Below are 24,366 nucleotides of genomic sequence, written 5' to 3' on the forward strand. Positions count from 1 at the left end.
TCTTAGCTTTGTGTGTTATTGTTAGCACCAACCACTAATGTTACGTGATTGGAACGTTTTCTAATTCTGTGTGCACGACCTTGAGGCGCAGGGCGCAATCTTTTCAGCATTGTACCGCCATCCACTCTGATTTCCTTTACGAATAATTCGGCAGACTCCACATCGGCATCCTCATTCTTAGCCTGCCAGTTGGCGATAGCAGATAACAACAGCTTCTCTAAACGGTTAGAAGCTTCTTTGTTGCTGAATTTCAAGATATTAAGTGCCTTATCTACTTTTTCACCTCTTACCAAATCGGCTACTAAACGCATTTTTCTTGGTGACGTAGGACAGTTATTAAGTTTAGCAAAAGCGATGTGCTTTTTTGCTTCCTTAATAGCGTCTGCCATTTCTTTTTTACGACTTCCCATAGCTTACTACTTTTTACCTTTGTTTTTAGCACCTGCATGCCCACGGAATGAACGCGTTGGTGAAAATTCTCCTAATTTATGACCTACCATGTTTTCAGTTACATAAACTGGAACAAATTGACGGCCATTGTGTACTGCGATGGTCTGTCCAACAAAATCAGGAGTAATCATACTGGCACGAGACCAAGTTTTGATGACTGTTTTCTTGTTAGCCTCAACATTAGCAGCAACTTTTCTTTCTAATTTATAATGAACGTAAGGTCCTTTTTTTAATGATCTTGCCATGTCTTATTTCTTTCTACGTTCTACGATATATTTGTTACTTGGATTTGTTTTAGAACGGGTTCTATATCCTTTAGCAGGAATACCGTTTCTTGAACGTGGGTGTCCACCAGAAGCACGGCCTTCACCACCACCCATTGGGTGATCAACAGGGTTCATTCTAACTGGGTTGGTACGTGGTCTTCTACCTAACCATCTTGTTCTACCGGCTTTACCGCCAACGATCAACTGATGATCAGAATTTGAAACAACTCCAATAGTTGCCATACAAGTCACCAAAATCAAACGGGTTTCACCTGAAGGTAATTTTACCGTAGCAAACTTTCCATCCCTCGCCATTAACTGAGCAAAAGCACCAGCACTACGCGCCATAACAGCACCTTGACCTGGACGCAACTCAACGCAAGAAATAATGGTTCCCAATGGAATTTCACTCAACGGCATTGCATTTCCAATTTCGGGAGCAACACCAGAAGCACCAGAAACCACATTTTGCCCAACCTGTAAACCATTTTGAGCAATGATGTAACGCTTCTCGCCATCTTGGTAGTTCAACAAAGCGATAAACGCTGTTCTGTTTGGATCGTACTCGATAGATTTGACTTCAGCAGGAATTCCGGCTTTGTCTCTTTTAAAATCGATAATACGATACTTCTTTTTATGACCACCACCAATGTAGCGCATGGTCATTTTTCCTTGACTGTTTCTACCACCAGACCTTTTTTTCGGAGCCAATAGACTTTTCTCCGGCTTATCAGTAGTAATGGCGTCATACCCATTTACTACTCTAAATCGCTGTCCTGGTGTGATTGGTTTTAATTTTCTTACTGACATTCTAATTACATATTAGCATATAAATCAATCATCTCACCTTCCGCCAGTTGTACAATTGCCTTTTTAACAGCATTTGTTTTACCATGTTGAATACCTGTTTTTGTATAACGGGTACTTCTATCTGGACGGACATTTATTGTACGAACTTTTTCAACAGAAACACCATAAGCCGCCTCGACTGCTTTTTTGATTTCTACCTTGTTCGCCTTTGTGTTCACTTCAAACCAATAGCAACCTTTCAGCTCGCTATCCGCTGTCGCTTTTTCCGTGATAATAGGTTTAATTAAGATACTCATCTGTTTCTTATTTACTCAAGTTTGATTCAATTCCTTCTAAAGCACCTTCTAAAAGCACTATTTGATTTGCATTCAAAATCTTATAAGTGCTTAATTCTGAATTAGTTATAACCTCAGAACCTTTTAAATTGCGCGATGACAAATATACATTATTATTCTGCCCACCCAACACAAACAAAGATTTTTTGTTTTCAAGGTCTAATGCCTTCAAAACTGCAGTAAAGCTTTTAGTTTTTGGAGCCTCAAAACTGAAGTCCTCCAAAACCGTAATGGCCTTTTCATTAGCCTTGATACTCAAGGCCGATTTACGAGCCAAACGCTTTACGTTTTTGTTCAATTTGAAACCGTAGTTTCTTGGTCTTGGACCAAACATACGTCCACCACCTTTAAACACACCAGATTTGATGCTACCTGCTCTAGCAGTACCAGTTCCTTTTTGCTTCTTAATCTTACGTGTAGATCCAGTAATCTCACCTCTTTCCTTAGATTTGTGAGTACCTTGTCTTTGGTTTGCCAAATATTGTTTAACATCCAAATACACTGCATGATTATTAGGCTCAATAGCAAACACATCTTTAGAAAGGTCTGCCTTTCTACCTGTGTCTTTTCCGTTGATATCTAAAACTGCTACTTTCATTACTTCTGAATTGTTACATAAGCGTTTTTGTGACCAGGAACACATCCTTTTACCACAAGTAAGTTCTTTTCAGGAACTACTTTTAAAACTCTTAAATTTTGAACTTTCACTTTTTCACCACCCATTCTTCCGGCCATTTTCATGCCTTTGAATACACGTGCAGGATAAGATGCAGCTCCGATAGAACCTGGTGCTCTTAAACGGTTATGCTGACCGTGGGTAGCTTGACCTACACCACCGAAACCGTGACGTTTTACAACACCTTGAAATCCTTTTCCTTTTGATGTTCCGGAGATATCAACAAACTCACCTTCACTAAAGTGCTCAACAGTGATTGCATCTCCTAATTTGTACTCCTCCTCAAAACCTTTGAATTCAACGACCTTGCGTTTTACAGAAGTACCCGCTTTTTTAGCATGACCTAAGTCTGCTTTAGTAGCGCTTTTTTCTGTCGCGTCATCGAAACCAAGTTGAATAGCTTCATAACCATCCACTTCTTCAGTTCTGACTTGGGTAACGATACATGGTCCAGCTTCGATTACTGTACAAGGAATGTTCTTCCCGTTTTCATCAAAGATGCTGGTCATACCGATTTTCTTTCCAATTAACCCAGACATTTTTATTATTTATTAATTATTAATATTTCGTTGAACTTATGTTCAACATTCTTATTTAAAAAATTTCAGGGACAAAATACCTTTCGTCCCTGAAATGTATTTATCCGTTTTTCCCGCGACCGCATCGGTGGGACATGTTTTATAATTCCGAATTCAGAATTCTGAATTTTGAATTACACCTTAATCTCTACTTCAACACCACTTGGTAATTCAAGCTTCATCAATGCATCAATTGTTTTTGATGACGAAGAGTAGATATCCAATAATCTCTTATAAGAAGATAATTGAAATTGCTCTCTTGATTTCTTGTTTACGTGTGGAGAACGTAAAACAGTGAAAATTTTCTTGTGCGTTGGTAATGGAATTGGCCCAGTTACCACAGCTCCAGTGCTTTTTACTGTTTTTACAATCTTATCAGCAGATTTATCTACTAAATTGTGATCGTAAGACTTAAGTTTTATTCTGATTTTTTGACTCATTTTCTTAAATTTTAAGCTTCAACGCCTTTAGCCGCTTTTATTACTTCTTCAGAAATGTTTGAAGGAGTTTCAGCATAGTGTGAAAATTCCATTGTTGATGTCGCACGACCTGATGATAATGTCCTTAATGTAGTTACATACCCGAACATTTCAGATAATGGCACAGTAGCTTTTACAGTTTTTGCACCAGCTCTATCCCCCATGTCACTTACCTGACCTCTTCTTCTATTCAAATCACCAACAATATCACCCATGTTTTCTTCAGGAGTAATTACCTCAAGCTTCATGATAGGCTCCATGATTACAGCTTTTGCCGCTTTTGCAGCAGCTTTAAATCCGAGCTTTGCCGCCAATTCGAATGATAACTGATCAGAATCCACATCGTGGTAAGAACCATCCGTTAAGGTAACTTTCATAGAGTCCACTTCATATCCAGCCAATGGCCCGTTAACCATAGCCATTTTGAATCCTTTTTCAACAGAAGGAACAAATTCCTTTGGTACGTTACCACCTTTGATCTCAGAAACAAATTCAAGACCTTGTTTTCCTTCTTCAGCAGGCTCTAATGTAAATACGATATCGGCAAATTTACCACGTCCACCAGATTGTTTCTTATAAACTTCTCTGTGTTCTGCACGCTGTGTAATCGCTTCTTTATACTCTACTTGAGGTTGACCTTGGTTTACTTCAACCTTAAACTCACGCTTCAAACGGTCAACAATAATATCTAAGTGAAGCTCGCCCATTCCAGAAATAATAGTCTGTCCTGAAGCCTCATCAGTTCTAGCTGTAAATGTTGGATCTTCTTCAGATAATTTAGCCAAAGCCATACCCAATTTATCTACATCAGCCTTAGTTTTAGGCTCAACTGCAATACCGATTACTGGATCTGGGAAATCCATAGATTCTAATACAATAGGATTCTTTTCATCAGACATAGTGTCACCAGTCTTGATATCCTTAAATCCTACCGCAGCACCAATGTCACCAGCTTCAATAAAATCAATTGCATTTTGTTTGTTGGAATGCATCTGGTAGATACGAGAGATACGCTCTTTTTTACCAGAACGGTTGTTCAAGATATAAGAACCGGCATCTAAACGACCAGAATATGCTCTAAAGAACGCCAAGCGACCAACAAAAGGATCGGTAGCAATTTTAAATGCCAAAGCCGAAAATGGCTCTTTTGCATCTGGCTTACGTACAGCCTCTTCTCCTGTTCTTGGATCAGTACCTACAATACTATCTCTATCCGTTGGGGAAGGCAAGTAACGGCAAACGGCATCCAATAAAAACTGAACCCCTTTATTTTTGAACGAAGACCCACAGATCATTGGGATAATGGCCATATCCATTACAGCAGCCCTAAGCGCAGCGTGCACTTCCTCTTCTGTAATAGAATCTTCATCTTCCATGAACTTCTCTAAAAGGTTTTCATCATAAGTGGCCACCTCTTCAATCAATAAAGCTCTGTATTTTTTCGCTTCTTCCTGTAATTCTTCAGGAATATCGATCACGTCAAATGTAGCCCCTAGAGTTTCATCGTGCCAAACGATAGCTCTGTTCTTCACTAGGTCTACCACACCTTTAAAGTCTGCCTCATCACCAATATTTAATACGATTGGCACGGCATTAGACTTCAACATATCTTTTACTTGCTGGCAAACCCCTAAAAAGTTAGAACCTTGACGGTCCATCTTGTTAACGAAACCAATACGAGGCACTTTATAGTTGTCAGCCAATCTCCAGTTAGTTTCAGATTGAGGCTCAACACCATCAACTGCACTAAATAAGAAAACCAATCCATCCAATACACGTAATGACCGGTTTACCTCAACGGTAAAATCCACGTGGCCTGGAGTATCAATAATATTGAAGTGGTATCCCTTAGTTTCATCGGTGGGCTGTCCATTCTTTAAAGGAAAGTTCCATGTACAAGTAGTAGCAGCAGAAGTAATAGTAATACCTCTTTCCTGCTCTTGCTCCATCCAGTCCATGGTTGCAGCTCCATCATGTACCTCACCAATTTTATGGGAAACACCAGTATAATAAAGAATACGCTCGGTAGTAGTTGTTTTTCCTGCGTCAATATGCGCAGCAATACCTATATTTCTAGTATATTTTAAATCTCTTGCCATGTCTTAGAATCTAAAGTGGGAGAATGCCTTATTGGCTTCTGCCATTTTATGGGTATCAACTCTTTTCTTCACTGCTGCACCTTCTTCCTTGGCTGCTGCCAAAATTTCGGCTGCCAAGCGTTGCGCCATAGATTTTTCGTTACGCTTGCGCGAATATCCGATTAACCATTTCATTGCAGTTGAAATTTTTCTATCTGGACGAATCTGCATTGGGATTTGAAAGGTTGCTCCACCTACACGACGGCTACGCACCTCTACGTGAGGCATCACGTTTGATAGGGCATCTTTCCAAATTTCCAAAGCCGATTTTTCCTCATCAGTCTTTTTAGCATCAACGATATCAATTGCATCGTAAAATACTTTGAACGCCACAGACTTCTTACCGTCCCACATCATGTTGTTCACAAAACGTGTTACCAACTGATCGTTAAATCTTGGGTCTGGTAAAAGTGGCCTTTTTTTCGCTGCTCTTTTTCTCATGTCTTCTTCTTAAAGTTTAATTACTTCTTAGGGCGTTTAGCACCGTACTTAGATCTGCGTTGGGTTCTTCCAGCAACACCTGCTGTATCCAAAGCTCCACGAACAACGTGGTATCTAACACCTGGTAAATCCTTAACCCTTCCACCTCTAACCAATACTATCGAGTGCTCTTGTAGATTGTGTCCTTCGCCGCCGATATATGCATTAACCTCGTTTCCGTTTGTTAAACGTACCCTTGCTACCTTTCTCATTGCAGAGTTAGGTTTTTTAGGAGTAGTTGTGTAAACACGAGTACATACACCACGTCTTTGCGGACAAGAATCCAAAGCAGCCGATTTACTCTTCTTGGTTATTTTGGCTCTTCCTTTTCTTACTAATTGTGAAATTGTTGGCATATAATTTTACTATAAAATTTTATTAACCTCTATTTAGAGGCGTGCAAAGGTAGAAATTAAAATGAATTATTCAAACCGTAGTTCGTTAATTTTGAATACTTTTTAAAAATAGGGTTTCAGGGCATATTAAAACTGTGGTTTTTCCGTTAGATTTACACCTAAAAAACCGAAGTTTGAAGACGGAAGATAGAAGAAAAACAAGCATCCCTCAATTCTGCAAATACTTTTTTCACGTGAATAAACTTGGCTTTTTACTCCTTATTATATGTATGTGGTTTTCTTCGGAAGGGGTTGCACAAAATTTATATTTACATATACATGGTAAAACTGATGCAGATACTGCGGTTATTGATTCGCTTGGCTATACCAAAAGACACGAAAATTTCCTTTCTATAAAATCTGAGGTGGATAGCTTGAAACGCCAAATCAATAAAATGGGATTTATTGAAAACCGATTGCTCGAACTCAAAAAGAAAAACGATTCCGTATTCAATGCAAAATTTCACCTAAAACAAAAATTCAACACCATATATATATATTACAATTCCGAAGACGTCGATTCATCACTTTTGAATTCTATTTCTGAAAACGTTACAAATACTTATTTCACCATAAATATTGAAGATGCGGCATATGCTCTAAACTTCTTAAATTCCGAATTGACAAACAAGGGCCTTCCGTTTGCAAAGTTGAAACTATTAAATATTAAGAAAAAGAACAGCAACGACCTTCGGGCAGATTTGAGAATCATATCCAATCAGAAGAAAAGAACCATTGACGACATCAAAATTGTGGGTTATGAGAAATTCCCAAAGTCGTTCGTAAAACATTATTTAAAATTGAAACCCTTCCAGATTTTTGATTTGGCAACTATCGAAAAGAAAACCGAGCAATTGAACAACCTTAGATTTGCCAATCAAGTAAAACCACCCGAAGTTTTGTTTCAGGAAGACTCTACATCCTTATATATATATGTAGAAAAAGCAAAAAGCAACACCTTTGACGGATTTTTGGGGTTTGGCACAAATGAGGACACCAATAGATTGGAATTTGATGGCTTCCTTAACTTGAGGCTTATCAATAATTTGAATTATGGTGAATTGTTTAGCCTACTTTATAAAAGTGATGAAAATGATCAGGACACTTTTGATGCGCGATTGGAACTGCCCTATTTATTCGGCTCCTCCATCGGTGTGGATTTAAACCTGAGAATCTTCAGAAAGGATTCCTCTTTCACCACCACTGACCAGAAAGCTAGAATAAATTACCAAATAAATGCATTGCACAAAGTTTCGGCCGGTATTTCAAGTACGGCATCCAGCAATTTAAGGTCAGAAAACGTTGTGCTTTCGCTTCAAGATTACAACTCTACATTTTTCACAGCTTCATACGAATATTTGAAACCAACCTTTTACGATAGGTTGTTCCCAATAAAATCTAACTTTTATCTGGAATCCAACTTTGGTAACCGCACCTCCTCCAATATTAAAACACAGCAATCCCTTTTTGTTTTAAAAGCCTATAATAATTTCAAATTGAATAGAAAAAATAGTATCTATCTGAATGCGGATGCGGCAAATCTCATTTCGGATAATTATTTTGAAAATGAACTCTTGCGTTTTGGGGGCATCAACTCTATTCGGGGTTTTGAGGAGAATAGCTTGTTTGCGTCTTTATTTGGCGTTTTGAACACAGAATACAGATACCGTTTAAGTAATTCCATTTACATCCATTCCATTACGGACGTGGCCTATTTCGAGAATAAGATATCGGATATCAAGGAAAAACTCTTTGGATTTGGGTTTGGTTTTGGAATATTGACCAATTCAGGTCTGCTGAAATTTAACTATGCCAACGGTAAAAATGAAAACCAAAAATTTAAGCTGTCCAATTCTAAAATCCATATTAGTTTGGTTGCTCAATTCTAGCCTTAAAATTTCTATTCCACACTAAAAAATTAGCCTTATGAAAAATCGATTTAGTCTTTAAGGATTTGAAATCAATCCACTTATACAAAAAAGGCACAACTATTATGCGCGCATAATTAAATAGTAAGCAAATAAAAGAATTTACAGTAAATCCTAAATTTTGATAAATTTAATTGTAACAAATTCTCGTTTTTTTATAAAAAACACAATCAATTTGGAACCGAAACTCAAATTTTAACCAAATTTTATTGTTTAATTAACTTTATTTTATGATTTTTGACACGACTAATTCAAATAATTATAAAATGAAAACAAAGTTTAGTGGAATTCTAACGCTATTACTGGCGTTTGTCGTGCATCTATCTTTTGCACAAGAAAGGACAATTTCAGGTACGGTAAATGATGGATCTGGTCTGCCCTTGCCTGGAACAACTGTCTTAGTTAAAGGTACAACTACTGGTACTTCTACAGATTTCGATGGTAAATATTCTATTACTGCAAACCAAGGGGCTACCCTTGTTTTTAGTTTTGTTGGGTATTCTACCCAAGAAGTTACCGTAGGTGCCTCAAACACAATTAACGTAACGCTCAAGGAAGATGCGGCGGCATTAGAGGAAGTTGTTGTAACGGCCTTCGGTATCAAAAGGAATCCGAAGAATTTGGGATATGCAGTTAGTACAGTTGAAGCTGAAGAGGTGATTGAGAACTCTGAACCAGATTTAGTACGTTCGTTAACTGGTAAAGTACCTGGTGTTGACGTAAATTTCTCTACTGGTGTAGCTGGTGTTTCCAACAGAATTCAAATTCGTGGTGCAACTAACTTAGGCGGTGGCCAACCACTTATCATTGTTGATGGTGTTGCCTATGACAACACGCAGATTACAACGACAAGCCAAACTACTGGCGGTGGTGGTTACGAATCTGGTATTTCATCCTTAGATCCTAATAGCATTGAGTCTATTAACATCCTTAAAAGTACGGCTGCGGCGGCACTTTATGGTTCCAGAGCATCTAATGGTGTTATTGTTATTACAACTAAAGGTGGTAGTGCATCCGGCAATACGAACAGAAAACTGGATATCAGCATAAATTCGGGTACCTATTTCGAAGAAATAGCTAACCTTCCTGAATATCAAAATAAATATGGAAATGGGGTAAATTACGGTTATGTAAATGCAAATGGTTCTTGGGGACCTGCTTTTGACACCTTAGAAACTATTCCAACTTGGCCAAACTTGCTTAATGCATTTCCAGATCAGTTTGGTCCTACAGTACCTTATGAGGCTAAGCCAAATAACGTAAAGGATCTATTTAGAACAGGGGTTGTATTAGATAACTCTATCTCTGCTTCTTATGGTGGTGATAAAGGCAGTTTTAATGTAACACTTTCTGATTTACAACAAGAAGGTTATATTCCTTTTAACACGTATGACAGAACTTCCATTTCAGTTGGAGGTACTTTTAAATTATCCAACAATTTTACTGTTGGCGGTAATATGAGTTACTCTCACACTGATCAGGTTGGTCCATTCCTAGGGAATAACCAATTTGCGGGATCTGCCGGTTCCTTTGCCCGTGCATTGTGGCTAGGAAGAACTTGGGATCTTAATTTACCTTACACCGATCCTGTTACCGGTGGTTCTGTTACTCCAAATAATGGTTGGGATCACCCGTTATGGGCTTGGGAGAATGATCAAATCATTACAGCTACGCATAGGACAGTTGCGAATTACAACATGTCTTATGAGTTTAATGACAACATTTCTGCGTTATTCAGAATTGGTTTAAACAAATACGACTTAGAAAGAAAGCAAATTCGTCACCAAGCTTCAAGAGCGTCTTTAACAGATGGTGGTTCGCTTCAATTTGATAATGCCACTAACGAAGATATCGAATCTACACTTCTAGTGAATTTTGATTATGACATTACAGAGGATATTGGTTTCAGTGCTATTGTTGGTGCAAACAGCTTACAAAATTCTTTTAAAAGAGACACCTATAATGGTAGCACCTTTGTAGTTCCTGGGATTTATACCCTAAGAAATACTATTAATCAGGCCAGTGATTTCGATCTTTTTACTCGTAAACGGAATTTTGGTGTATTTGGTGATGTAACATTCTCATACAAAGATTTTCTTTTCTTAAACGCAACGGGAAGAAATGACTGGAGCTCCACGTTACCAATAGACAATAGATCATATTTTTATCCATCTGTAAGTGGCTCTGTAATTTTAACGGAAGCACTTAACTTAAACAGTAATACGCTTACATATGCGAAATTAAGAGGTGGTTACGCCAGTGTTGGTCGGGATGCAGATCCTGAATTCTTAAATGTTGTTTACACCGTAGGCCAAGCATTTAATAGTATACCGGTGATTAGCCAACAGAATTCAGCAGGCGACTTTGTTTTAGGAGATCAAGAAATTACTCCTGAATTTACGGATGAATTGGAATTGGGTCTAGACTTGGAATTCTTTAATAGACGTATTGCACTTGACTTTACATGGTATAAAAAAGTGACAACTGATTTGATCGCTGAGGTAGCTGTACCAAGAACAAGTGGTTTTGACGAATTTGTCACCAATATTGGTGAGATGGAGAACACCGGCGTGGAAATTGGTTTGACCTTGGTACCATTTCAAACAGAGAATTTCGAGTGGACTTCATTCACAACCTTTACAAGTAATGAAAATACCGTAACTGAGCTGGTTGATGGATTAGACAGAGTGCAGTTGGCTCCGCAACAAATTGCTTATGCACAGGTAGGAGAGCCATTTGGTGTGTTCTATGGTACTCGCTTTGCAAGAGATGATGAAGGTAATTATCTTATAAATCAAGCAGGTGGTGGTATTATTCAGGATTTGCAAAATGGTGTAGTTGGTGATCCAAACCCTGATTTTAAGGTTGGTTTTATCAATACTTTTAGATATAAAAACTTATCTTTACGTACCCAATTTGATTGGAGAGAAGGCGGAGATATCCGTTCCATCAGTATTACGTCACTTCTTGGGCGTGGTGTAACAAGAGATACAGAGGATAGAGAGCGAACTTTCGTAATTCCAGGTTTCTTGGGTGATGGTGCTGGAAATCCAATACTTGACGGTAGCGGGAATAAAATACCAAATACTACCCAAATTGACATGAACGAGCTGTATTTCTCTCCTGCTGGGGGTAATACGTTCGGAATAAATTCAACGGATGAAGCCAATATTTTTGACGGTACTGTGTTTAGACTAAGAGAGGTGAGCCTAGCTTATGACGTACCTGCCAACCTTTTAAAGAAGACGCCGTTTGGAAAAGTAAGCTTCAGTATTGTAGGCAATAACCTTTGGTATTTTGCACCGAATGTACCAAAATACACGAATTTCGACCCAGAAGTAACGTCGTTTGGTAATGGTGCAGTTCAAGGTATTGAAAATACAACCGCCCCAACGGCCAAGCGATATGGATTTAAGGTTAATGTAACATTTTAAAAAATAAAAAAGCATGAAAAATTCAAGTTTTAAGAAGTATTTTAAGTACTTTTTATCAGCACTCATCTTATCCGTTACATTCGGGTGCGATAAATACTTAGACGTCGATACGGATCAGGATAACCCAACCGTAGCGCCTTTAAATCTATTATTAACGGATATTCAATACAATACCATAGCCAACTCAGGAAATTTTAATTTCTGGTCGGCAGATTTGATTTCGGTTTACACCCATCAGTTTACTGCTAGGGAAGAACAAGATCAATATGGTATTAAGTCTGATAATATTAATTTAAATAATGAGTGGGAAAATACATTTTTAGGCCTCAATAACCTTGAAACCCTAATATCCCAGGCTGCAGATCAGGAAAACCTGGTGTATTTAGGTATTGGTCAAATTCTCAAGGCTTATCTTATTACTTTAACCGTAGACTTATACGGTGATGTGCCATTTACCGAAGCAACTAGCCTAACTTCTGGGGTTGTAAGTCCAGCTTTTGATGATGATGAGGCTATTTATCAGGCGGCAATGGATCTTTTAGATCAAGGAAAAGCTAATGTAAACAGTGGCACAGGTTTACTTCCAGGTGCCGATGATTTGATTTATGGAGGGGATGTAGATCAATGGACTAAGTTTGCCAACTCCTTCAAATTAAAACTGTTAAATCAAGTGCGTTCTACCTCGCTTTACTCGCAGAGTGCGGTTGATGCCTTGGTTAACGAAGGTAATTTCTTTTCGTCAAGCGCAGATGATTTTGAGTTTGATCATACGGCCAATATTGCTCCTTCTGATGAGCGTAATCAATTGTTTCAAAGTGCTTATGGTGGCGCACAGGTTACTCACTATATTAGTCCTTGGTTCTACGAAATCCTAATGGGCATGAACCCTAATATCCACACTGGCACTGTTGACCCTCGAATTCCATACTATTGGGTAAACCAGTTACAAGATGGTCAATTCCCAAGAGATCAGGGTGATACTGACACTGGGGACCCAAATGCAGATTACTGGGATAGATCTACAGGATTCTTTAGTATTCGTTTTGGTAGTATAGGACCTGATAGGGATCATGCGGTTCAAACGGATGCTACATTCCCTGGTATTTTCCCTTGTGGTGGTCGATATGATGACAATGCCGGATTTGCAAGAACCATTACTAGTGGTACTGGTGTTGCTCCAAAACGTATGTTTACCTATGACGAGCTACTATATGTTATGGCCGAAATGATGCATGCAGGCGTTATTACTGGTGATGCAGGTGACAAATTAGAAGAAGCCATGACCGCTAGTTTTGCTAAGGTTGATGAAGTTGTAGCTGGAACAGGAACCACTCAAACTGTACCTGTTTTGTCAGGTTCCACTGAAGTTACCGACTTTATAGCTGCTATCATTGCTGAATTTGACGCGGCAAGCTCTGAAAAGCAATTAGAAATTATTATGACCCAAAAGTGGACCGCTACATTCGGCGATCCAATCGATCAATATACAGATTACAGAAGAACAGGATATCCTATTTTAGCCGACCCTTCTGCTAACTCTGGTGAGTACCAATTAGATAACGGTGATGGTTGGCCTTTAGATGATACGTTAACAACGTTGAACAACCAATTCCAGACAGCAATGTTCTGGCCGCAAAACGAATTGGACCTTAATCAAAATGCTCCAGAGCAAAAAGATGCTACATCTTACAAAATTTTCTGGGATAACTAAAAAAAGATGAATTATGAAAAATTTTAAGTATTTATTTTATTTGCTTGCTGTAACAGTTTTATCTGTTTCATGTGAGAATGATGGAGGAACATCCGTAATACCTTTAAATGACGGAGCCGTTCCTAACATGACCAAGTCTGCAACTACAGATGCCTTTTTTAATCTTATTAGGCTTAATAATGGTGAAAATGTTAGCGTATCATTTAACGCGGAAGTGGCTCAGGGTACCCCTGCCTCTGCCGACATTATTGGAATCTATAATACAGCTGACGGAAATACATACAGCGCAACGTTATTTAGTGATGTATCTTTACCACAGGATTTTACAATTTCGATCAGTGATCTTGTTTCTGCCTTTGCCGAATTAAGTACTTCTGACGATATAAAAGTAGGTGATGCGCTTACGCTTTCAGCTCGATTTACAATGGCTGACGGTACCGTGCTAAACATTCTAAACGACGATGGATCCAGCGGTACAGGTGCGAATATTCGAACTACGGTGTTGTTTACCACTGTGATTACTTATCCTGTGTCATGTCCTTCAGATTTAGCAGGAGAATATTCAGCCATAACCAATGGGGATAATACAGATGGACAACCACCAGCTGTGGATTTAGCTTATGACGTTACCATTACTGATCAAGGTGGAGGTATTTATACAATTTCTGATTTCCCTGCTGGAGCTTACATATTATGGTACACTGTTTATGGATTAACTTTTGAGCAAGAAGGTACATTTACTGATGTTTGTGGCGCAATTTCTGCTACCTTTGCAGATGCTTGGGGCCAAGATGTTCCTGCCACCGGTACCGTTAATGAAAACGGTACAATTACTTTAACTTGGTCTAATCCTTGGGGTGATTTTGCTACTACAATTTTGACAAAGAAATAAGGTTATACCAATAAAAATCAATTAATGTTCTTAAATAACCATCAAATTCACTTTTGATGGTTATTTTTTTAGTTTACCTTAAATTCTTTTTACCTTTATACAGCTATGAAACGAGTAATAATCTTATTATTTCTGCTTCATTTTAGTGTATTGCATCTCTTTCCACAACAATTCAAAGAGATATCCTCAGAAGCAAGACTAAATAATATATCTAAATCCAATGCTATATCCGTTGCTGACTACGATCAGGATGGCCTGTTGGATATATTCATAGTGGCCAGGTTAGAATTTGATGAGAACAACCCTAATAGTTACAGTAAACTTTTTAAAAATATTGGCAACGGAAGTTTTATTAACGTTACAGAAGACGCAAAATTAAATGAATTCGTCTTTCAAGAAAGTAGCCAATTAGAAACCCGATCACTAGGAAACAAAATAGGTGCTTCCTGGGGTGACTTTAATAATGACTCCTATCCTGACTTGTTCTTGTCAGGGGTGAGTTTCAACCATTTATTTAAAAATAACCGTGATGGCACTTTTACCGAAATTACTGCTAGCGCCAATATTCCGCAGTTTTGCCAAACGTGCACCACGACTTCTTCTTTATGGTTTGACCATAACAAGGATGGGTATCTAGACCTTTTTTTAACCGACTACACCAATAGGGAACCCAATCGTATCTATATTAATAATCAGGATGAGACTTTTAATTTACTGGAATCGAACGTAAATGACCTTATTTCTATTAGCTATTCTTCAATTCCAATTGATGTGAATAACGATGGGGAGTTGGATATTTATGTTGCCAATGATTTTGACAGGAACAATTTCTTGTTTATCAAAAATAATGACAACTATATTGAAGATGCCCAAAACTATAGTTTATTGGATCCCTTCGATGGAATGGGATTGGCTACTCCAGACTTTAATAACGATGGGCTTTTCGATTTATTTGTTACCAATATTAATGAAAATGGCTTCTATGTCAACAAAGGCAACGGAATTTTTGAGGACGAAAGCGAGACATATGGAGTAAAGGAGACGGAATGGGCCTGGGGTGTTGTATTTGCGGATTTTGATAACGACGGATATGAAGATTTATACATTGCTAATGGCGTTGCCACTACATTGCAGCCTAATTACTATTTTAAAAATGTTCCCAGCGGAAATAATAACCGAGCATTTGAAAACCAAAGTTCAAATTTCTCGGATTTCGGGAGAACGACAATTAGCAAGTGCATAGCCGATTTTGATTTTGATAATGATGGGGATTTAGACTTAATCGTAGGAGATTTTGAAAGTAATCTACAGTTTTATGAGAATACTTTGGACGGTGATAACAATTGGGTAAAAATAGTCCTAGAAGGAACAATTTCCAACAAAAATGCCTTTGGGAGTATTGTAAAACTTAAAAGTAACAATAATAACCAACAACGGTTATATCACGGATCAAGGTTCTTGTCACAGTCTGTTACACCTGTGCATTTTGGTATAGAAAAAGCCTCTACTATTGATGAAATTTCAGTGAAATGGCCAAATGGATTAGAAGAAACTTATTTTAACATACCAGCCAACAATACCATTTTACTAACAGAAAATGAAGGCATTACCTTTATAGACAATACAGATATCACGCCTATTTTTGGTTGTACGGACGTAAACGCCTGCAACTACAATAGTGAGGCCACACAGAATGACAATTCATGCACATACTTAACCGGACCAAGTATCACAGGCACCACTACCCCTTCACCTCTTAGCATTCACGACTACACAGTACCTTCTGGAATCTACTCCCAGTATGAATGGACAGTCGAAAACGGGAGACTAATATCAGAACCAAATTCAAATTCAATTTCAATTGAATGGGGCATTGCAGACAAAGGTACAATCAGGCTTGTGGCCCAGAATGGTGATTGCTCCACACAAGAAGTAAATCTTTCTGTTGACATATCCTATGCTCCAAGTACAACAAACAAACACTCGGTTGCAAGATTATGGAATGAGGTTTTATTGGAAGCTATTCGGAATGATTTTGCTCGACCTACAGTTCATGCCAGAAACCTGTTTCATACCAGCATAGCGATGTATGATGCTTGGGCGCTGTATAACTTGGACACGTCCACCCCATATTTCTCCGATGAGTATGACGCAACAAAAATACCTAGTTTTGATAATGAAGAAGAAAAGTTAGACGCTCAGGTAAAAACTATCAGTTATGCTGTGTTCAACATTTTAAAGCATCGCTTTAGGAATTCACCAAAATTTGGTGAAACTTCCGAAATTATGGAAGGTTTAATGTTGTTACTTGAGCTTAATCCAAGCAACACAAAATTAGACTATAGCGACGGTGATCCTATTGCTTTAGGCAATTACATAGCCTCAAGAATAATTGATTTTGGATTGAGCGATGGTGCCAATGAAACGAATGATTATGGCAACCAATACTACAACAGCGTTAATCCTGCCTTGGTGCCTTATGAAGATGGAAATTCAAAAATTGTTGATGGCAATAGATGGCAACCGTTACTGCTCGATGTATTTATCGACCAAAGCGGCAATTTAGTCACTGATAATACCGCAATAGAATTTTTGAGCCCCGAATGGGGCAATGTAGTTCCATTTTCTTTGAATGAAACCTTAAGAACCGAACTCCAAAGAAATGGAAACAATTATAATGTATATCACGATCCAGGCCCTCCACCCTACCTCAGCCTAACTTCCCAATCAGCTGAAAGTGATGCTTATAAGTGGGGCAATGCTCTTGTGTCCGTATGGGGAGCCCATTTGGATCCAGCAGACAATGTATTGTGGGATATATCGCCTGCTTCCATTGGAAATATTGATAGTAGTTTATTCCCTGAGGATTTTTCAGGATATCCCAATTTTTACAACCTTTTAGAAGGAGGAGATATTGGAAATGGACGATCGGTCAACCCCGTAACCAATGCACCCTATCCTGCTCAGATGGTGCCACGTGGTGATTACGCAAGAGTTTTGGCTGAGTTTTGGGCCGATGGACCAGATTCTGAAACACCGCCAGGACATTGGTTTACAATTCTGAATTATGTAAGTGATCATCCTGATTTGGATAAAAAAATTATGGGTGAGGGCGAAACTTTGGATAACCTTGAATGGGACGTCAAATCTTATTTTATTTTGGGAGGTGGCATGCACGATTCGGCTATTGCTGCCTGGAGTGTTAAAGGTTGGTACGATTATGTTCGACCTATTTCTGCAATTCGTTATATGGCTGAAAACGGACAAAGTACTGATCCATCTAAATCTAATTATAATATTGGCGGTATTCCCCTTATAGAAGGCTATATAGAGTTAGTAGAATCCGGAGATCCACTTGAGGGTAGCATGCAAGAGAATATTGGTAAAATAAAATTATATACATGGAGAGGCCATGACTTCATTAATGACCCCAAGACCGATACCGCCGGGGTTGGTTGGATTTTGGCCGAAGATTGGTGGCCGTATCAAAGACCCTCTTTTGTGACGCCCCCTTTTGCAGGTTTTGTATCGGGACATTCCACATACTCCAGGGCGGCTGCGGAAATCATGACTCTAATCACAGGAGATGAATACTTTCCAGGCGGTGTTGGAGAGTTTATTGCAAAGAAAAATGAATTCTTAGTTTTTGAAGAAGGCCCCTCTGTGGACGTGAAGTTACAATGGGCAACATACCGTGATGCTTCAGACCAATGTAGTCTCTCAAGAATATGGGGAGGTATTCATCCTCCTGCGGATGACATTCCCGGAAGGCTTATTGGGGAAAAAATTGGCAAGGAGGTGGTCAGTCATGCATTACCTTATTTCAGTGCAAAACAAATTAACCAAGAAGGTGAAGTAAAAATATACCCTAATCCAATATCTGAAGGCGTTATAAATATCTCAAATACGCAACCAACTGATAACTTTACACTCTTTGATATAAGAGGAGGCCGAATAGAAATTGAGAACGTTCAATATGATGAATTAAGCCGAACCACCCGTATAGACTTACCACCTTCAATTGCTTCGGGCGTTTATATTATTTCAATTAATAGCTCTGCCAAATTAATTGTTTGCAACTGATCAACTTTTATCCTTCATTGACGGATTGAAAAAAACGAAAGTTAAGATTTTCGCTTAATGCATAAAGTTGGAAAAATGACAGGTGCCAAACAATTTAGAAAACCTTAAATTTACCCCATGCAAAACCAAACCCAAATATTCGGCTTACGGGCTATTATTGAAGCCATAAATTCTGGAGAAACCATTGATAAAGTCTTTTTGCAAAAAGGTCTAAGAGGTGAATTGTCTACGGAGCTTGAATCATTGCTAAGAAAGCATGCCATTAACAGTTCATACGTACCCATTGAAAAGTTAAATAGGCTCACTAAAAATAACCATCAAGGTGCCGTAGCGAATATATCGCCTATTGCATTCCATAATCTAGAGGATTTGGTAATGAACGTTGTTGAAAGTGGTAAAACGCCACTATTCCTTTTGCTTGATCAGCTAAGCGATGTAAGGAATTTTGGTGCAATCATTAGAACGGCCGAGTGTACAGGGGTTAATGGCATTATTATTCAAAAGAAAGGTGGTGCACCTATAAATGGCGATACGATTAAAACCAGTGCTGGAGCGGTTTTTAAAGTTCCTATTTGTAAAGTTGATCATATTAAGGATGCCGTTTTTTACATGCAAGCCTCAGGCATTAAAGTTATTGCCGCAACTGAAAAGACAGATGCACTCCTTTACGATCTATCATTTAAAGAGCCATGTGCCATAATCATGGGATCTGAAGGCAGAGGCATTAACCCCTCTACTTTAAAAGTTGTAGATGAAAAAGCCAAGTTGCCACTGTTCGGAGATATCGAGTCACTCAATGTATCCGTAGCCTGTGGTGCTTTTTTGTATGAAGTTGTGAGGCAGAGAACAGCCCCCCTATCCCGATAGTTATCGGGACCCAAAGGGAGAATCCTTACCTTCATCCTTCAAACCCTGAGACCTTGGCTTAAAAATATAGTTTACTGTACGATTCGTATCGGTATTTTCCAGTTCTCCCCCTTCGGGGGAGTCAGAGTGGGCATCAATAAAATTACCATCTTCATCAAAATGCCTTAAAAAAGGATCATCGTCCGGGTTATAGTTTTCTTGCTCCCAAACATATCGCTTTGGCTTAGCTATCTGTTTTCTAAAAAACAAAGCGAACAAAAACCCAGATATAAGACCTGCCAAATGCCCCTCCCAGGAAATCCCCTCCTCTATGGGCAAAGTGTACCACACCATACTCCCGTAAAGGAAAACCACTAGAAGCGACAAAGCTATCAGCCTAAAATGTTTTGCAAAAACTCCCTTAAAAAATGTAAAGCTCACCAATACATAAATTAGGCCACTAGCTCCGATATGAAAAGATGGTCTTCCAATACACCATGTTAAAAAACCTGATAGTAAAATACCTAAAAACAACACCTTCCAAGCTATAGGCTTGTAGAAATAAAATAGTGCCATGGATAGTACAAATAATGGAATTGTATTATGATATAAATGTTCAATATCTCCATGTATAAAAGGGCTCAACAGAACACCCCTTAGGCCTGTTAACGTTTGGGGGCGCACCCCAAATTGTGAAAAATCAAAACCAAATCGCACCTCAAACCAAAACACCAACCATATAATCATTACAAATAATATGGGATACGCGATGACCCCTGTTGAAAATTTAAAATGTTGATGTTGTTCCATTTCTCTAAATATAGCAAATAGCTATCCAATATTTGTTTAGTGCTAAATTGGCAGAAATACGTTTTCCAAAAGTAAAAGTATTTGTTCAAAACATGGTGAATAACTAACATTTTAACCTTGCAGGTTTGCTTTAAATTCCATTAAAAAGGACTAAATTTGCATTTTCTTAAACATACACAACTAAAGCGTAATGATTCACTTCTTTGGAAACGTAAACAACACCATTTTTGCGGTTCAAACTTCAAAAGAATTATCCACTGAAACGATTTCGAAATTAACATGGCTTTTTGGCAACCAGCCTAAAATTGAGCAAGCATCTTTGGATGCTTTTTTTGTTGGCCCCCGTGCTGCCATGATAACACCATGGAGTACCAATGCTGTGGAAATTACCCAAAACATGGGAATTGATGGTATTTTGAGAATTGAAGAGTTTAAAGCGGTTTCTAAGGATTTTAATGATTTTGATCCGATGATTTCGGAGAAGTTTGATGGTTTGAATCAAGAATCATTTACCATTGAAATTGAACCAGAGCCTATTCTAAACATTGAGGATATTGCGGCTTACAATGTGCAGGAAGGGTTATCGTTAAGCGATAAAGAGGTGGCTTATTTAGAAGGGGTTTCTGAAAAAATTGGACGTCCACTGACAGATTCGGAAGTTTTCGGGTTTTCTCAGGTGAACAGTGAGCATTGTCGTCATAAAATTTTCAATGGAACATTTGTGATTGATGGCGAGGAGAAACCGACCTCTTTATTCAAATTGATTAAGGAAACATCTAAACAAAACCCGAATGATATTGTTTCGGCATACAAAGATAATGTGGCGTTTATTAAAGGCCCGATTGTTGAGCAATTTGCTCCGAAACGCGCCGACATTCCGGATTATTATTCCACCGAAGATTTCGATTCCGTAATTTCCCTAAAAGCGGAAACACACAATTTTCCGACTACAGTGGAGCCTTTCAATGGTGCTGCAACGGGATCAGGTGGAGAAATAAGGGATAGACTAGCTGGTGGCAAAGGATCTATTCCTTTGGCAGGAACCGCCGTTTATATGACATCCTATTCCCGATTGGAAAAAAATCGCCCATGGGAAAACGGCGTGGCAGAGCGTGATTGGCTGTACCAGACGCCAATGGATATTTTGATAAAAGCCTCAAACGGGGCATCTGATTTCGGCAACAAATTTGGGCAACCGCTTATTTGTGGATCTGTCTTAACCTTTGAACATGAGGAAGATGCTCGTAAAATTGGGTTCGATAAAGTGATTATGCAAGCAGGCGGTATTGGCTACGGAAAAGCGTCTCAAGCCATAAAAGATACGCCAAAAACTGGTGATAAAATTGTAATTCTTGGAGGGGAAAACTACCGCATCGGTATGGGGGGTGCTGCGGTATCTTCTGCCGATACTGGGGAATTTGCTTCTGGTATTGAGCTGAATGCAGTACAGCGTTCCAATCCTGAAATGCAAAAACGTGCCGCCAATGCGGTTCGTGGTATGGTGGAAAGTGAAGAAAACCATATCGTTTCCATTCACGACCATGGCGCAGGCGGCCATTTGAATTGTTTATCCGAATTAGTGGAAGACACTGGTGGAAAAATAGATTTGGATGCCCTTCCTGTTGGTGATCCAACGCTTTCCGATAAAGAGATTATCGGTAATGAATCCCAAGAGCGTATGGGGTTAGTGATTGGTGAAAAGCATTTCGACCTATTGCACAAAATTGCCGACCGTGAGCGCTCACCAATATACACCGTTGGTGATGTGACGGGAGACGATAGATTTACCTTCCAGTCCAAAACAAAAGGGAATACCCCCATGGATTTGGCCATGGAAGATATGTTTGGGAGTTCACCCAAAACCGTGATGGTTGACAATTCTGTGGTAAGGAACTATGCAGATGTAGATTATAACCCAAGTGAATTTTACGATTACCTTGACCAAGTTTTACAATTGGAAGCTGTTGCCTGTAAAGATTGGCTTGTGAATAAAGTGGACCGTTGCGTCGGTGGAAAAGTGGCCAAACAACAATGCGCAGGACCTTTGCAATTGCCATTGAACAACGTTGGCGTGATGGCATTGGATTACAAAGGAAAGGAAGGGATTGCAACCTCAATAGGCCACTCCCCTATTTCTGGATTGATAGACCCAGTAGCAGGAAGTAGAAATTCTATTACCGAGGCATTAACCAATATCATCTGGGCACCTTTAAAAGATGGATTAAAATCGGTTTCTTTATCAGCAAACTGGATGTGGCCTTGTAAAAATGAAGGAGAAGACGCGAGATTATATGAGGCTGTTGAAGCGGTTTCTGAATTTTCAATTGATTTGGGTATCAATGTGCCAACAGGAAAGGATTCACTTTCGATGAAGCAGAAATACCCCAATGAAGATGTGATTTCTCCAGGAACGGTAATTATTTCGGCGGCAGCCAATTGTAATGATATTACCAAAGTGGTGGAACCTGTTTTGAAGAAAAACGGAGGCAATATTTATTATATCAACCTTTCTCAGGATAGTTTCAAATTAGGTGGGAGCTCGTTTGCCCAGATTCTGAACAAAATAGGAAATAAAGCCCCGAACGTTAAGGACGCTGGTTATGTAAAAATGGTTTTCAATACGATTCAAGATTTAATAAGAAACGAGCAAATCTTAGCAGGTCATGATGTAGCCTCTGGTGGATTGATCACCACACTTTTGGAAATGTGTTTAGCCGATAACAATCTTGGCGCTACTTTAGACTTATCTGCTTTAAATGAAAAAGATTCTTTTAAAGTTCTATTTGGGGAGAATGCAGGTATAGTGATTCAGGCAAAGGACGATTCTGTTGAAAGTGTTTTATCTGGTGCAAATGTTGATTTCGTCAACATTGGAAAAGTAACTGAAAGCGACACACTCAGCATTATTAATGATGCTGACGTATTTACGATGACCGTTTCAAGACTGCGAGATGTTTGGTATAAAACATCGTATTTGTTGGACCAAAAACAAACTGCTAATGGATTGGCGCAAGATAGATTTGACAATTATAAAAATCAACCGCTTCAATATAAATTTCCAAAACAGTTTACCGGGAAACTTGCCGATGTCATTCAGAGCGTAAGCGAAGAATCTGAGATTACCACGTCGCAAACTCCTCGTAATGACAATGAGAGACCTAAAGCTGCAATACTTCGAGAAAAAGGTTCCAACTCTGAACGTGAAATGGCAAATGCCATGTATTTGGCAGGTTTTGATGTGAAGGACGTGCACATGACCGACTTAATTTCTGGTCGTGAAACCTTAGAAAACATACAGTTTTTAGGTGCCGTGGGTGGGTTTAGCAATTCCGACGTTCTGGGTTCTGCCAAAGGCTGGGCTGGTGCTATTAAGTATAATGAAAAGGCGAAAAAGGCAATCCGAAACTTTTTTGATAGAGAAGACACTCTATCCGTGGGAATTTGTAATGGCTGTCAATTATGGATGGAGCTGGACCTCATCAATCCTGACCATGAAATTCATGGCAAAATGCATCACAACGACTCCCATAAGCATGAAAGCTCCTTTACTTCTGTAAAAATTCAACAGAACAACTCTGTGATGCTTTCAACATTGGCGGGAAGTACTTTAGGTGTTTGGATATCCCACGGTGAGGGGAAATTCCATTTGCCGTATTCCGAAGACAAGTATCATATTGCTGCCAAATATGGTCATGAAGGCTATCCTCATAACCCGAATGGATCAGATTTTAATACCGCTATGCTATGCGATAAAACTGGTCGTCATTTGGTAACCATGCCACATATTGAGCGTTCCACTTTCCAATGGAACTGGGCCAACTACCCTGAAGGGCGAAAAGACGAGGTTTCACCATGGCTGGAGGCTTTTGTAAATGCTCGAAAGTGGATTGAAAAACTTTAGGATTTTTTAACTCTTTTATTCTACCAAGGCCATTTAAAACTTGATGTATTTTCAAAAATACACCAGATTAGCCCTTGAAGTAAACTGGGATACGTCCCTGTTTCAGCTTACTTTTTTCTAAATTAGCCCCTGGCCATCGGCCGTTACCCGCCAA

The 24,366-nt window shown here is 39.0% G+C and carries 18 protein-coding genes; 7 read left to right on the forward strand and 11 right to left on the reverse strand.

Features of this window, described 5'->3' with window-relative positions:
- Nucleotides 1-2 precede the first annotated feature (2 nt).
- The 10 genes from rplV to rpsL all read right to left on the reverse strand — a co-directional run bounded on the left by rplV (nt 3) and on the right by rpsL (nt 6,568).
- On the reverse strand, nt 3-410 hold the full coding sequence (rplV, locus tag H7U19_RS13080; RefSeq protein WP_186563073.1) for a 50S ribosomal protein L22: 408 nt from the start codon (nt 408-410) through the stop codon (nt 3-5).
- 6 nt (nt 411-416) lie between these two features.
- On the reverse strand, nt 417-695 hold the full coding sequence (gene rpsS / locus H7U19_RS13085; protein WP_013869040.1) for a 30S ribosomal protein S19: 279 nt from the start codon (nt 693-695) through the stop codon (nt 417-419).
- A 3-nt stretch (nt 696-698) separates the two neighbouring features.
- Complete coding sequence (gene rplB / locus H7U19_RS13090; protein ID WP_186563075.1) at nt 699-1,526, reverse strand: 50S ribosomal protein L2; 828 nt, start codon at nt 1,524-1,526, stop codon at nt 699-701.
- Nucleotides 1,527-1,531: 5 nt separating this feature from the next.
- A complete protein-coding gene (gene rplW / locus H7U19_RS13095) occupies nt 1,532-1,822 on the reverse strand; it encodes a 50S ribosomal protein L23 (RefSeq protein WP_186563077.1) in 291 nt (96 codons plus the stop codon).
- 7 nt (nt 1,823-1,829) lie between these two features.
- Nucleotides 1,830-2,459, reverse strand: coding sequence for a 50S ribosomal protein L4 (rplD, locus tag H7U19_RS13100; protein WP_186563079.1), 630 nt, complete (start codon nt 2,457-2,459; stop codon nt 1,830-1,832).
- Nucleotides 2,459-3,076 carry a 50S ribosomal protein L3 gene (gene rplC, locus H7U19_RS13105; RefSeq protein WP_186563081.1) on the reverse strand — a complete coding sequence of 206 codons (618 nt, stop codon included), beginning with the start codon at nt 3,074-3,076 and terminating at the stop codon, nt 2,459-2,461. Before rplC ends, rplD begins: the two co-directional genes overlap by 1 nt.
- A gap of 173 nt (nt 3,077-3,249) precedes the next feature.
- Nucleotides 3,250-3,555 (reverse strand): 30S ribosomal protein S10, encoded by a 306-nt coding sequence (gene rpsJ / locus H7U19_RS13110; RefSeq protein WP_007650482.1) that lies wholly within the window; start codon nt 3,553-3,555, stop codon nt 3,250-3,252.
- Between the two features lie 11 nt (nt 3,556-3,566).
- Entirely contained in the window at nt 3,567-5,693 is a 2,127-nt protein-coding gene (fusA, locus tag H7U19_RS13115) for an elongation factor G (RefSeq protein WP_186563083.1), read from the reverse strand.
- A 3-nt stretch (nt 5,694-5,696) separates the two neighbouring features.
- Complete coding sequence (gene rpsG / locus H7U19_RS13120) at nt 5,697-6,173, reverse strand: 30S ribosomal protein S7 (RefSeq protein ID WP_186563085.1); 477 nt, start codon at nt 6,171-6,173, stop codon at nt 5,697-5,699.
- Between the two features lie 20 nt (nt 6,174-6,193).
- A complete protein-coding gene (rpsL, locus tag H7U19_RS13125; protein ID WP_042245171.1) occupies nt 6,194-6,568 on the reverse strand; it encodes a 30S ribosomal protein S12 in 375 nt (124 codons plus the stop codon).
- A gap of 233 nt (nt 6,569-6,801) precedes the next feature.
- Between rpsL and H7U19_RS13130 the strand changes: the two genes are divergently transcribed.
- The 6 genes from H7U19_RS13130 to rlmB all read left to right on the forward strand — a co-directional run bounded on the left by H7U19_RS13130 (nt 6,802) and on the right by rlmB (nt 19,522).
- The gene (locus H7U19_RS13130) at nt 6,802-8,496 is read left to right on the forward strand and encodes a POTRA domain-containing protein (RefSeq protein WP_343069107.1); all 1,695 of its coding nucleotides are present in this window, start codon (nt 6,802-6,804) and stop codon (nt 8,494-8,496) included.
- 305 nt (nt 8,497-8,801) lie between these two features.
- The gene (locus tag H7U19_RS13135) at nt 8,802-11,969 is read left to right on the forward strand and encodes a SusC/RagA family TonB-linked outer membrane protein (protein WP_186563087.1); all 3,168 of its coding nucleotides are present in this window, start codon (nt 8,802-8,804) and stop codon (nt 11,967-11,969) included.
- A 13-nt stretch (nt 11,970-11,982) separates the two neighbouring features.
- The gene (locus H7U19_RS13140) at nt 11,983-13,680 is read left to right on the forward strand and encodes a SusD/RagB family nutrient-binding outer membrane lipoprotein (protein WP_186563089.1); all 1,698 of its coding nucleotides are present in this window, start codon (nt 11,983-11,985) and stop codon (nt 13,678-13,680) included.
- A gap of 13 nt (nt 13,681-13,693) precedes the next feature.
- A complete protein-coding gene (locus H7U19_RS13145; protein ID WP_186563091.1) occupies nt 13,694-14,572 on the forward strand; it encodes a hypothetical protein in 879 nt (292 codons plus the stop codon).
- 105 nt (nt 14,573-14,677) lie between these two features.
- Entirely contained in the window at nt 14,678-18,655 is a 3,978-nt protein-coding gene (locus tag H7U19_RS13150) for an FG-GAP-like repeat-containing protein (RefSeq protein ID WP_186563093.1), read from the forward strand.
- A gap of 117 nt (nt 18,656-18,772) precedes the next feature.
- Nucleotides 18,773-19,522 (forward strand): 23S rRNA (guanosine(2251)-2'-O)-methyltransferase RlmB, encoded by a 750-nt coding sequence (rlmB, locus tag H7U19_RS13155; protein WP_186563095.1) that lies wholly within the window; start codon nt 18,773-18,775, stop codon nt 19,520-19,522.
- Here rlmB and H7U19_RS13160 read toward each other — a convergent pair whose 3' ends face one another.
- Entirely contained in the window at nt 19,523-20,311 is a 789-nt protein-coding gene (locus tag H7U19_RS13160) for a rhomboid family intramembrane serine protease (protein ID WP_186563097.1), read from the reverse strand.
- A 190-nt stretch (nt 20,312-20,501) separates the two neighbouring features.
- On the opposite strand from H7U19_RS13160, the gene purL reads away from it, so the two are divergent.
- Nucleotides 20,502-24,212, forward strand: coding sequence for a phosphoribosylformylglycinamidine synthase (gene purL / locus H7U19_RS13165; RefSeq protein WP_186563099.1), 3,711 nt, complete (start codon nt 20,502-20,504; stop codon nt 24,210-24,212).
- Nucleotides 24,213-24,366 lie beyond the last annotated feature (154 nt).

The organism is Hyunsoonleella aquatilis (genome assembly GCF_014270105.1).
GTDB lineage: Bacteria > Bacteroidota > Bacteroidia > Flavobacteriales > Flavobacteriaceae > Jejuia > Jejuia aquatilis.